The 11,159-nt window shown below is 69.5% G+C and carries 11 protein-coding genes and 2 pseudogenes; 8 read left to right on the top strand and 5 right to left on the bottom strand.

Translation table 11 applies throughout. The annotated features are described in order from the left end of the window. Positions 1-185: 185 nt before the first annotated feature. The 6 genes from ACGFX4_RS40825 (at position 186) to ACGFX4_RS40800 (ending at position 5,489) form a co-directional block, all read left to right on the top strand. The gene (locus ACGFX4_RS40825; protein WP_393086207.1) at positions 186-590 is read left to right on the top strand and encodes a DUF2267 domain-containing protein; all 405 of its coding nucleotides are present in this window, start codon (positions 186-188) and stop codon (positions 588-590) included. 65 nt (positions 591-655) lie between these two features. Then, a complete protein-coding gene (locus ACGFX4_RS40820) occupies positions 656-1,054 on the top strand; it encodes a DUF2267 domain-containing protein (protein ID WP_393086205.1) in 399 nt (132 codons plus the stop codon). Between the two features lie 191 nt (positions 1,055-1,245). After that, the gene (locus ACGFX4_RS40815; protein ID WP_393086203.1) at positions 1,246-1,590 is read left to right on the top strand and encodes an STAS domain-containing protein; all 345 of its coding nucleotides are present in this window, start codon (positions 1,246-1,248) and stop codon (positions 1,588-1,590) included. 210 nt (positions 1,591-1,800) lie between these two features. Next, positions 1,801-2,553: an IS30 family transposase gene (locus ACGFX4_RS40810; protein ID WP_393086201.1), complete on the top strand. Its 753-nt coding sequence runs from the start codon at positions 1,801-1,803 to the stop codon at positions 2,551-2,553. A gap of 628 nt (positions 2,554-3,181) precedes the next feature. After that, positions 3,182-4,984 (top strand): group II intron reverse transcriptase/maturase, encoded by a 1,803-nt coding sequence (gene ltrA / locus ACGFX4_RS40805; RefSeq protein ID WP_393086199.1) that lies wholly within the window; start codon positions 3,182-3,184, stop codon positions 4,982-4,984. A gap of 79 nt (positions 4,985-5,063) precedes the next feature. After that, positions 5,064-5,489: an IS30 family transposase gene (locus ACGFX4_RS40800; RefSeq protein WP_393086197.1), complete on the top strand. Its 426-nt coding sequence runs from the start codon at positions 5,064-5,066 to the stop codon at positions 5,487-5,489. A gap of 11 nt (positions 5,490-5,500) precedes the next feature. Here ACGFX4_RS40800 and ACGFX4_RS40795 read toward each other — a convergent pair. From ACGFX4_RS40795 to ACGFX4_RS40780, 4 genes and pseudogenes are all read right to left on the bottom strand, one after another. After that, positions 5,501-5,719, bottom strand: a pseudogene (locus ACGFX4_RS40795) (transposase); the annotation flags it as partial. Between the two features lie 119 nt (positions 5,720-5,838). Beyond that, a pseudogene (locus tag ACGFX4_RS40790) lies at positions 5,839-7,986 on the bottom strand (non-reducing end alpha-L-arabinofuranosidase family hydrolase); the annotation flags it as partial. A 79-nt stretch (positions 7,987-8,065) separates the two neighbouring features. Continuing rightward, the gene (locus tag ACGFX4_RS40785; RefSeq protein ID WP_393086195.1) at positions 8,066-8,635 is read right to left on the bottom strand and encodes an RNA polymerase sigma factor; all 570 of its coding nucleotides are present in this window, start codon (positions 8,633-8,635) and stop codon (positions 8,066-8,068) included. A 246-nt stretch (positions 8,636-8,881) separates the two neighbouring features. Beyond that, the gene (locus ACGFX4_RS40780) at positions 8,882-9,160 is read right to left on the bottom strand and encodes a MerR family transcriptional regulator (protein WP_393086209.1); all 279 of its coding nucleotides are present in this window, start codon (positions 9,158-9,160) and stop codon (positions 8,882-8,884) included. Between the two features lie 770 nt (positions 9,161-9,930). Between ACGFX4_RS40780 and ACGFX4_RS40775 the strand changes: the two genes are divergently transcribed. After that, on the top strand, positions 9,931-10,131 hold the full coding sequence (locus ACGFX4_RS40775) for a hypothetical protein (RefSeq protein ID WP_393086193.1): 201 nt from the start codon (positions 9,931-9,933) through the stop codon (positions 10,129-10,131). A 349-nt stretch (positions 10,132-10,480) separates the two neighbouring features. Here ACGFX4_RS40775 and ACGFX4_RS40770 read toward each other — a convergent pair whose 3' ends face one another. After that, the gene (locus ACGFX4_RS40770; RefSeq protein ID WP_393086191.1) at positions 10,481-10,714 is read right to left on the bottom strand and encodes a DUF6296 family protein; all 234 of its coding nucleotides are present in this window, start codon (positions 10,712-10,714) and stop codon (positions 10,481-10,483) included. A gap of 232 nt (positions 10,715-10,946) precedes the next feature. On the opposite strand from ACGFX4_RS40770, the gene ACGFX4_RS40765 reads away from it, so the two are divergent. Beyond that, the coding region (locus ACGFX4_RS40765; RefSeq protein ID WP_393086189.1) for an Hsp20/alpha crystallin family protein at positions 10,947-11,159 on the top strand (213 nt) is incomplete at its 3' end.

Below are 11,159 nucleotides of genomic sequence, written 5' to 3'. Positions count from 1 at the left end.
TGACCCTCAGGATCCCGGTCGCCGAGAAGGCCAAGCCCCGCAAGATCGCAATCAGCCACAACGGCACCCGCAAGCAGATCCAGGCCTGACCGGCCGATCGCACCGGCCGTTCCACGCCGCCCCGCCTCCCCAGGGGGCGGCGCGGAACACCCCCTGGTTCCGACCCCCTGAGGGAGGAGACCGCGGTGACCCTGCGATGGGAAGCGTTCCTCGAACACGTCCAGGAACGCGGTGAATACAAGACGCCCGAGGAGGCGGAACGCTCCGCCCGCGTCGTTCTGGCCCTGCTCGGCGCGCATCTCGTCGGCGGCGTCCGGGTCGACCTCGCCCGGCGCCTCCCGGAGACGCTCGCCCTGATCCTGCTCAACCCGCTCCAGGCCGCCGAACCGCTCGGCCCCGACCGGTTCGTCCGGGCGACCGCCGCCTGGATCGACGGCGCCACCGAGGCCACGGCTCTGTGGGACGTCGGTGCAGTCCTGTCCACCGTGGCGGACGCCGCTGGCGACGACCTCATGGAGCGGATCCTGTTCCAACTGCCGGCTGGCTACGACCTGCTGTTCGGCCGACCCGAACCCGGCCACCGCCCCTGATCCCCGCCACCGCTCCCCCGCGCCGCACACCTCCCGGCGCGGCCCGACCCGGAAGGCCGACACCCATGACACGGCACCGCCGCCTGCTCCAGCAGGTCCGCGCCCTCGGCCGCTACCCCAGCGACGACGAAGCCGGACGCGTCCTGGACACGGTCCTGGCCCTGCTCGGATCCCAGCTCACTGCCGAGGACCGCTGCGATCTCGCCGCCGTCCTGCCCGAGCGGGAGCGGACCGTCTTCGCCGCGCAGATCCCGCTGCCCGAACCTGTCACCGGGCCCGCCTTCGTCGAAGCGGTGGCCGACTCCCTGGGCACCAGCCTCACCGCCGCCCGCTGGGACGTCTCCACCGTCCTCGCCGCCGTCGGCGACCTCGCCGGCAACCACCTCACCATCCGACTCCTCGACCACCTCCCCCGAGGATGGGCCCTGCTGTTCGGCCGCGCCGAACTCACCACCGCCGCCTGACCCCCCGGTCGGCTGCGTATCGTCGGCGGGCCCGGCCAAGGAGGGACGGAGCCCGCCCGAGCGCTTCGGCCGACCAGGAGAGGAGCGATCGGGTCGACCACGGCACAACGAACCGGAAAGGGCGAAGAACCATGGGATCCGGCGACCGACGCGGCGACGCCGTGCCGAAGCTACGGGTCACCACCACGCGCGTGGACAGCATGGTGATCGTCCGCCTCGAGGGCGGGATCCACCACGAGAACTGCCGACGCCTGGAACTCGAGCTTGCGCGGGCCCTCGAACACCGCCCGCGCCGCCTCGTCGTCGACCTGTCCCGCCTGGACTTCTGCGACACCGCCGGGCTCAATTCCCTGCTGCGGATACAGGAGAGCGCCCGGGCCGACACCCGCCTCGTGCTGGCCGCCCCCTCCCGCCCGGTGCAAGGCCTGCTGGACATCACCGGCACGGACACGGTCTTCACCATCAGCCCCAGCGTCCGTGCAGCCCTCACCGCCGCCGACCCGAGCGGTCACACGCGCGATGAGTTACCGTCATGAACGGCGCCCCCGGTGCGCGGGCGCCCTGGTCCAAGGCGACGCGAAGACGCGCCGTCGGCCGAGCCCGCACGCATCAGGCATCAGACACTGGCTGCGCGAAGGCGATGTCTGTTCGCTTCACTTGAACCAAGGAGTGGTGAACTCAACCGGTCAGCGCAACACCCGAGGTAGGAGAGGGTGTGGCGTATGGCAAGGATGGGTCGTCCGGGGATGTCGGACGCGCAGAAGCGTGAGTTGTGGGACTGCTGGAAGGCCGGCGAGTCGATCAGTGAGATCTCCCGGGCCCTGGGTCGGCCACCAGGCTCGGTCTTCACGATCCTCAAGTCGAACGGCGGCTACGTCCCACCGGTCCGCTCGCGTCGGCCCGGATTCCTGACCGACAGCGAACGCGAGTTAATCTCCCGGGGCCTGGCCCGCGGGGACTCGATGCGCACGATCGCCCGCTCCCTGGGACGGTCCGCCTCCACCATCAGCCGGGAGATCGGCCGCAACAAGGGCACCGAGCACTACCGGGCCGTCGACGCGGAGGACCGGGCATGGCAACGCGCCCGGCGGCCCAAGCCATGCCTGCTGGCACTGAACGAGCCCCTGCGGGAAGTGGTCGCCGCCCGCCTGGCCGAGGACTGGTCGCCCGAACAGATAGCCGGCCACCTCGCCAAGGCCCATCCCGATGACCCCGGGATGCGGATCAGTCACGAGACCATCTACAAATCCCTGTTCATGCAGGCCCGCGGCGTACTGGCCAAGTCCCTTCAGCGGCACCTGCGTTCGGGCCGTCCGACCCGCCGCAGCATCCACAACACAGTCACCGGTCAGTGGCGCTCGCAGATCAAGGAGGCGACCTCTATCCACGAGCGGCCCGCCGAGGTGCGCGACCGCCTCGTGCCCGGGCATTGGGAGGGCGATCGTGCGACACGAAGTTGCACGAATTTGAGTGGACTGACCGATTGGAGAGGCGGCTGATGGTGGGGCCGTAGGTGCAGTCACGGGTCCGTGTCCGTATGACCCGTCCCCGCCCTTGACGTGCGATGCCGGTAACGGCGTGGTGCGAAGCTCAGGGGAAAGCCCAAGGGCTCCCGTTCCATCCGGGAGTTACAGGCAAGGGGAAGACCGGACGGGTGAACGCAAGTGAACTCCCGATGATGCCTCGTGATCCCAAGCCCCGCCGATGGGAAGTTCCAGCGGGGTGCATGGCTGGCCGCTGAGAAAGCGGCAGGCGCTGGCCGGTAGAGGTCACTCCGGCCAGGTGGACACCGCCGCCTCGGGGTAAAGGGAGCACCCACCCCGGTCGTAGCTCATTCGTGTGGAACGTGGAAACCCCGTTGGGGTCCGGGCCGTCGTGGCCCGGTCGGCCGACCGTGAGGAAGGCTCAACTCCCCAGCGGGAACAGGATGGCCCAAGAAGCCAATGCCGGGAGCCGAAAGGAAACGGGAACCCGGGGCAGCATGACCGGCCTCTCCGCCGGTCGCCCCGCATAACCGCCCGGATACGGGCGCTCTGCCCGGACCCGAAAGGGTGCTGACGTGGGCCGGGTGAGCCTGTGCGGACTCACTGGACAAGGACGACGGAACCGAGGGACAAGTTGGACACCATGACGGACGCGGCCGGAACGGTCTCGACCGCTCCGGCCGCCGCCGGGGCGGTGAACGGACCCGAGGGCGAAGACCTGGACTGGGCGTCGGTCGACTGGCGCCGGGCCGAGGAGGACGTACGGCGTCTGCGGCAGAGGATCTTCACGGCATCGCAGGCAGGGGACCTGAAGAAGGTCCGTAACTTGCAGAAGCTGATGCTCCGGTCCCGCTCGAACACGCTCCTGAGCGTGCGGCGGGTCACGGAGATCAACGCAGGACGCGCGACGGCGGGAGTCGATGGAAAGGTGGTGCTGCTTTCCCAGTCCAAGGCCGCTCTGGCCTACTGGGTCCAGCACCGTGCCCGACCCTGGACTCCTCAGCCCGTCAAGCGGGTGTTCATCCCCAAACCGGGGACCACGAAGAAGCGCGGCCTCGGGATTCCCGTGATCGTCGACCGGTGCCTGCAGGCTGTGGCACTGGGCGCGCTGGAACCCGAGTGGGAAGCGCGGTTCGAGCCGAAGTCGTACGGCTTCCGGCCCGGCCGCGGCTGTCACGACGCGATCGGGGCCATCTACTCCACGCTCAACGGGAAGAACCCGCAGCGCGTGTGGGTGCTCGACGCGGACCTGACGGCGGCGTTCGACCGCATCGACCACGACCGGCTCATGGCCGCGCTCGGCACCTTCCCCGCCCGGGGACTGGTCCGGCAGTGGCTGAAGGCCGGGGTGGTGGACCGGGGTCGGTTCGCCCCGACCGAGGAGGGAACTCCACAGGGCGGGGTGATCAGCCCGCTGCTCTTCAACGTGGCCCTGCACGGGATGGAGGAAGCCGCAGGGGTCCGCTACTACACCACCGGCAGAGACGCTGGCAGTGCACAGAGCGGAAGTCCCGTGCTGGTGCGGTACGCAGACGACTTTGTCGCGATGTGCACCAGCCGTGAGCAGGCCGAACAGGTCAAGGAGCGGCTGGCCGCATGGCTGACGCCCAGGGGACTCGCCTTCCACGAGGACAAGACGCGCATCGTCCACGCGGAGAGCGGGTTCGACTTCCTGGGGTTCAACGTCCGCCGGTATCACGGCAAGTTGCTGATCAAGCCGAGCACAGCGGCGCAACGACGGATCCGGGAACGGCTGCACGCCGAGATGCTGGCCCTGCGAGGGGCCAACGCTGCGGCCGTGCTCAAGAAGATCAACCCCATCGTGCGGGGCTGGTCGGCCTACTACCGGACGGTGGTGTCCAGCGAGGTCTTCACGGCGCTGGACAACTACATGTGGACGCTCGCCTACAAGTGGGCCAAGCACAGCCACCCGAACAAGCCGAAGCACTGGGTCTCCAGCAAGTACTTCGGCCGGTTCAACAAGTCCAGGAAGGACCGGTGGGTGTTCGGCGACCGCTGCAGCGGCGCTTACCTGCTCAAGTTCTCCTGGACGAAGATCGTCCGGCACCAGTTGGTCAAAGGCAGGGCGTCTCCGGACGACCCTGCCCTGGAGTCGTACTGGGCCGAGCGGCGTCGCAAGGGACCACCTCCTTCAGTGGACGGCATGACCGTGCGCCTGCTTCAGGCCCAGCACGGTCGCTGCCCAGCCTGCGGAGGGCTCCTGCTGCACGCCGACCACCCGCCGCGAAGCCCCCAGGAATGGGAGACATGGCGGGCCGTCATCAGGAAGGCGATCTCCAAGCAGTACGTCGCGTTCCTGGGCGGGAGCACGCCGGGCGATCAACGAATCCGTCTTCTCCACACCCAGTGTCAACGGCGGAACGGAGCCGCCGAGCTGACACGTCCAGCAACTTCGCTGGCCCGCGAGCCCATGAGGCTTGCTTGAGCCGTGTGCGGTGAACAGCTGCTTGCACGGTTCTGAGGGGGCGGGGACGCAGCAATGCGTCCCCGCTACCCGACTTGTCATGGGCAGCGGGGTCACCCAGATCGCCACTCTCGTAGAGCGGACCACCCGTTACACCCTGCTCGTCCAGCTCGACGGTCGGGATACCGCCACCGTAACCGCCGGAGTCTCTGCCGTGATGCTGACCCTGCCCGCCCACCTGCGCAAGACCCTGACATGGGACCGCGGCATGGAACTGGCCGCACACAAGGACGTCACCGCGGCCACCGGCCTCGCCGTCTACTTCGCGGACCCGCAGAGCCCTTGGCAGCGCGGCACTAACGAGAACACCAACCGCCTCCTACGTCAGTACTTTCCCAAGCGCACCACGATGGCCGGCCACACCCAGCAGGACCTCGACCGCATCGCCGAACGCCTCAACCGCAGACCACGGAGAACACTCGACTACGACACCCCAGCCGATAGGCTGACAACACTGTTGCGCTGACCGGTTGAGTCCACCCTGGCGGCCTTGAGGATCTCGTTCGCCCGCCGCAACTCCGCGTTCTCCCGACGGAGTTGTTTGAGTTCTTCGAGTTCGTCACTGGTCGGCCGGTCGTCGCGCTCTCCGGCGTCGGCCTCGGCCTGGCGGACCCAGTTCCGCAGGGCCTCCTTGTGGATGCCCAGGTCCCGCGCGACGTGCGCGATCGGGCGGCCCGTGGTGCGGACCTCACGGATCGCGCGCTCACGGAGCTCGTCGGGGTATTTGCGTGGTGCTGGCACAGCAGGTGGTTCTCCTTACGCCAGGATCGTAACCCTGGCTTCGGGGACTCCACCAAACTCAGGACAGCTCAGGTGCCGTTGAGGCTGGTGGCGGTGAAGGAGCGGAAGTAGCGCTGCTCGTTGGCGCCGCGTGCTTCGACGATCATGAGGTACTGGTTCTGGTCCTTGACCTTGTAGACCTGGGGTGCTTCGAAGAGGTTCTTCACGGTGTCGGTCATGACGGTGGTGTAGGTGGAGCCGAAGCTGCCGGGGAAGTTGCCGATGGGCATGCTGGCCCGGTAGATGCTGCCGTTGTCACCGGCGAAGAACAGGTACATGTTCTGGCCGTCGGCGATCAGGGTCTGGTCGATGGGACCGGTGCCGGAGCCGGGGATGCTGCCGGTGAACAGGGGCTGGGGCGCGGACCAGCCGTTGGGGTTGGTGGGGTCGCTGGAGGTGCGGTAGATGAACGGCCAGGCGCCCCCACTGGTAGGCGAGGACCCAGATGTTCTTGGGTGCGAAGTAGAACAGGGTGGGTGCCACGGCGGCCTGGCCCATCCCGGTCTGTCCGGTGGTCGCCATGTCCGACCAGTTGGTGAAGGGGCTGAACATCATCGAGCCGTAGGAGGAGCCGTTGACGTCGGAGGCGTAGACGAGGTGCTTGCCGTTGTAGACGACGTCGGTGAAGTCCTTCACCGCGGCCCAGCCGTTGGCCGGCTGGGCGAGTGCCCCGGTCGAGGTCCAGCGGTAGGTCGAGGGGAGGGCACACGTCCCGGTCGGAGGCGTGGTCGGCGTGGACGACAGGCCGGCCCACTTCTGATTGCTGCCACCGGACCAGCAGGTGTACAGCTGGATCTTGGTGCCGTTGCCCGTGCCCGCGCCCACGGCGTCGAGGCAGAGCCCGGACCGGACGCCGGCGATCGAGCCGTCCGCGGTGGCGTTCCACTGCTGGTCGTCGGCGCCGGTGCAGTCCGTGATGACCACCGCGGTGCCGTTGCCGGTGCCCTTGTCCTTGGCCGCCAGGCACTTCTTGCCGTAGACCATCAGCTGCTTGCCGGCGGTGTAGGTCCAGCGCTGGTTGGTCTGCCCGTTGCAGTCCCACAGCTGTGCCTGGGTGTTGTCGGCGGTGCTGAAGCCGTTGATGTCGATGCACCGCCCGGAGGCGACGCCCTTGATCTGGCCGGTGGTGTTCCCGCCGCCGGCGCCGGTGTCCGTACCAGTGCCGGGGGCCGCCTTGAGGGCGTTCATGACGGCGGTGTAGGCGGCCTTGGGCTTGCCGCTCTTGTCGAACAGCAGTGGGTTCTCGCCGCCGCGCCAGGAGTCGCTGTCCCGGACGCCCCAGACCGTGATGCCGGTACAACGGGCGGCCGCCAGGCACGAGTTGACCGCGTTGGCGTAGTGGGTGGCCGAGGCCTGGGCGATGTCCAGCTCGGTGATCTGAACATCCACGCCCAGGGCGGCGAAGTTGGCGAGCGTGTTCTGGTAGCCGGCCGGTGCCCCTCCGGTGCCGAAGTAGCTCTGGAAGCCGACGCAGTCGATCGGCACTCCGCGGGACTTGAAGTCCTTGACCATCCGGTAGACGCCCTGGGTCTTGGCGTCGGTCCAGTTCTCGATGTTGTAGTCGTTGTAGCAGAGCTTGGCCGCCGGGTCGGCGGCCCGGGCGGTTCGGAACGCCTCCTCGATGAAGCCGTCGCCCAGCACGTCCTGGAAGACGGAGCTGCGGTGCTTGCCGCTGCCGCCGTCCTCGAACGCCTCGTTGACCACGTCCCAGGCGTAGATCTTGCCCTTGTAGTGGGACATCTCGGCGGTGATGTGGCTGTTCATCGCACCGCGCAGGCCGGCGGCGTCCTTGATGGTCCCGACCCAGCCGGGCAGTTGGAGTGCCAGACCAGGGTGTGGCCGCGCATCCGCTGGTTGTGTGCCGAGGCGCGGTCGACGATCCGGTCGGCCGCCCCGAAGGTGAAGGTGTTGCGGGAGGGCTCGATGGCGTCCCACTTCATCTCGTTCTCCGGGGTGACCATGGTGAACTCCCGGTCCGCGATCGCGGTGTACGCCGAGTCGCCGAGCCGCCCCGCGGCCACCGCCGTGCCGAAGTACCGGCCGGACGGAGCGGCCTGGGTGCCCAGCGCGGCCGCTCCCGCGGAGTCGGGGAGGAGCGCAACGACACCGGCCACCAGAGCGGCGGCCGAGGTCCCTATCGCCACTACCCTGCGGCGCCGGCTGAGCCGGTGCAGGCCCCTCACGACTCTCCTCGGGAGCTGCGGGTCGCCCGGGGTGCCGCTGTGGCGTGCCCCTCGGTCGGGGGTCGGTGGGTGTGTCGCGTCATGCGGGTGGCTCTCTTCCGGGATGCCTCAATGGGAACAGGCGCACCCCGACGTGGGCGGTGGTGAGCCCCGTCGCGTCGGCGATCTCCTCGCGGCTCAGTGCGCCGGCGCCCTCCTGCCACCAGAGCGCCATCAGCGCCCGGTGGTCCGGGTCGAGCCACCGGCCGGCTTCCACGACCTGGCGCCGCTCGTCCGACACGTGCAGCCTCAGGATCGTCAGGTCCTCGAGGTAGGCGTGGGCGTCCGGTATCCGCTCCGCCTCCTCGATCACCGCGCGCCGGTCCGCGACGACGCGCTGCCGGTGCCGGTGGGTGCTGATCTGGCGGAGCGCGATCGACACCAGCCAGGACCGGAAGCTCTCCGGCTCGCGCAGGGCGGGGAGGTCCCGCACCACTCGCAGCAGGGTCTCCTGGACGACGTCGTCCACGTCGGCGTGGCCGCTCAGCGCCCGCCCGACGATGTTGTAGACCAGCGGCAGGTGCGCGGCGAGCAGTTCCTCGCGCGCCCCCTCGTCCCCCGCCTGTGCCGCGACCACCAGGTCCGTGCGGTCCGTGTCGATGAGTCCCATCCCCACCTCGCTCAAGGGGAGTCATCCGCCGAGTGCGGCGCTGACGCGCCGTCGCGTCGAGGCGCCACACCCTAGCGTCGGCGGCGGACCCCGGCCAAAACCTGTCGCAGTCAGGTTGCTCCGGGACGAGGCTTTCCGGGGTCTGCCGAAGCGGCCGCCCGGAGACCGGCGCCGCCCGCGCCTTCGTCTCGGTGCTCCGGCGGCCCAGCGGGTCCGCCGCCCCCTGGCGGGGAAAGGAGCAGCGGGTCAGGTGCCGCCGGGCTCCTGGTCTCCCCGGGCCCCGCGGAGCTGTTCGTTGATGCGCAGGGCTTCCTCGAGCTGGTCCTCCAGGACGACGATGCGGCAGGCCGCCTCGATGGGGGTGCCCTGACCGACCAGGTCCCGGGCGCGCATGGCGATACGCAGCTGGTAGCGGGAGTAGCGGCGGTGTCCGCCGTCGGATCGCAGGGGGGTGATGAGGCGGTGTTCGCCGAGCGCCCGTAGGAAAGCGGGAGTGGTACCGGTCATCTCGGCGGCGCGGCCCATGGTGTAGGCGGGGTAGTCGTCGTCGTCGAGTTTGTCGGGTGTGTCGGAGCTGGCCGTTGTAGTCACTGCACCTTTCTGGTTCTCGAGGAGAACGCGTCGAGGGGCCCCGGCGCCGTATCGACTCCGGGGCCCCGAAGGGGAACAACACCATCTACCGGCCTGGGGCCGGCCCTGTGACGTCCGCACGACCCCGGGGGGATGGGGTGTGCGGGGATCGCGTATGCGTGACCGGAAACCACCGTCCTTCGTGTCCTGAGGGAGGTCTGCGGTGCCCGCCCGGACGAGAAACTGCCGCTCGCGGGCCGGGCGATCCTGATGGCGCTTGCGCCCTCCGTTCATCCTCTGTACTGCTCGGTCATTGTGCGGATACCGCCTACCCCGGCACGCGCGCCCGCAGCCTGGACGCCTTTGCCGGGATCCTGCTCGTACTTCGACTGCTGTCACTGCTGGTGGCGGCCTCTGACCCTGCGGGCCGCCCGGTCCGGCGGCCAGTCCCGTCGCCTGTCGTGCACGCACCTGGCTTCGGAACTCCACCGCCGGACCGATCCTGCGAACTTCCGTCCAACAACCCCGGCCAGTTCATGTCTGGCCGGTATCGCCGACTGCTGTCTACGAGAGAAACGTTAGACCGGACACCGGGCAATGTCTACTCCGGCGGGAACAGTTTTTTCCGCACCGGCGAGACAGGTAGTCTTCCGCCGCGCGACGGCCGCCTCCGCTCGGCCGGTGCGCACCCGAGGCGACGAACGGCACCGCACAGGGAGACGACAGTGGAACACCCGGCACCCGCGGCACCGGCCCCGACCCGGGACGGGCAGACGGACCTCATCGGGGCGATCGCCGAAGCAGTCCGCGACGGCAACAACCGCACCGTTCGACGGTTGCTGAGCCGCTTCGCCGACGGGGCAACCGTCACCGACCTCTACGCCCTGTGCGATGCCCTCCGCACCGTCCGGCGCCGGCCCGTGTGACCCGCGCCGCGGCGCTGCGGGCCCGCCCGGTCGAACCCGTCGCCCCACCGGGGACGTCGGTGTCCAGAAAGTCCAGCAGCCCCCCACCGGCGGAGACACACGGACTGTCGGCGGAGTCCCGGCAGCCGGGGACCGCGCCGGCCGGCCCGTTCGCCCGCGATCCGGTCTCCGCCGGAGGCGGGCCAGGAACGCGCCACCCCGCTCCAGGTCCGCGACCTCACCGGCCGGTGAGCGCCGCAGCGGGATTGCGCCCTCGGCGCGGTCCTGGCATCGGCGTGGCCACTCGGGCGACCACCGCGACGCCGGCCTGCCCGGTTCGGCAATGCCGGGTGGTCGCCGGTCGTGCTCGTCAGGGCAGCGGCGTGGCGGTCAGACAGGTGTGCCGCCCGGGTCCGGCCGGATCGGTGAGCGGTCGGGCCGCTCCCGCGGTGATCTCCACCCGGAGCGTGTCGGCCGCGTCCGCGTACACCGGCGCCCCGTCCGCCGTGGTCTGGCCAGTGGCGTGGACGACCACGACCCGCGCCGGTCCGTGCGCCCCCGGCACACCCGGCAGGGTGACCGCGTAGCGCGAGGGCGTGTCCATGGTGGCCTCCGTCGGTGTCGGTTCCGGTCGGACGTTCTCGTGCGCGAGCTGTCTCCCAGCCGGAAACGAGGCGGGCCGCCGCTGGGAGCGGCACCAGCCGTAGGGGTCAGCAGCCCCTCTCGCGATGTCACGCTCCGAACGACTGAATGAGTTGTCATCGGATGGATGACATGTTAGAACGGATTCAGGTGAAGCGCACTGGCACCCAACTGATCAACGGAGGTGTTTCGCGATGCTGATGCGCACTGACCCGTTCCGCGAACTGGAGCGGCTGACCCAGCAATTCGTGGGAGCGAACGGGACCTGGTCGCGGCCGACGCCGATGCCGTTGGACGCCTACCGGGTGGGCGACGAGTACGTGGTCTGCTTCGACCTGCCGGGCGTGGACCCGGAGGCGATCGACATCGACGTCGAGCGGAACATGCTGACCGTGAAGGCCGAACGC

This window comes from Kitasatospora sp. NPDC048365 (assembly GCF_043200835.1).
Classification (GTDB): domain Bacteria; phylum Actinomycetota; class Actinomycetes; order Streptomycetales; family Streptomycetaceae; genus Kitasatospora; species Kitasatospora terrestris.
This window is presented reverse-complemented; position numbering and strand designations above follow the sequence as displayed.

Excerpts from the sequence above, each read along its gene's own strand:
- ACGFX4_RS40820 (WP_393086205.1), top strand. The coding sequence starts at position 656 with ATGACACGGCACCGCCGCCTGCTCCAGCAGGTCCGCGCCCTCGGCCGC.
- ACGFX4_RS40810 (WP_393086201.1), top strand. The coding sequence starts at position 1,801 with ATGTCGGACGCGCAGAAGCGTGAGTTGTGGGACTGCTGGAAGGCCGGC.
- ltrA (WP_393086199.1), top strand. The coding sequence starts at position 3,182 with ATGACGGACGCGGCCGGAACGGTCTCGACCGCTCCGGCCGCCGCCGGG.
- ACGFX4_RS40800 (WP_393086197.1), top strand. The coding sequence starts at position 5,064 with ATGGGCAGCGGGGTCACCCAGATCGCCACTCTCGTAGAGCGGACCACC.
- ACGFX4_RS40785 (WP_393086195.1), bottom strand. The coding sequence starts at position 8,635 with ATGGGACTCATCGACACGGACCGCACGGACCTGGTGGTCGCGGCACAG.
- ACGFX4_RS40780 (WP_393086209.1), bottom strand. The coding sequence starts at position 9,160 with ATGGGCCGCGCCGCCGAGATGACCGGTACCACTCCCGCTTTCCTACGG.
- ACGFX4_RS40770 (WP_393086191.1), bottom strand. The coding sequence starts at position 10,714 with ATGGACACGCCCTCGCGCTACGCGGTCACCCTGCCGGGTGTGCCGGGG.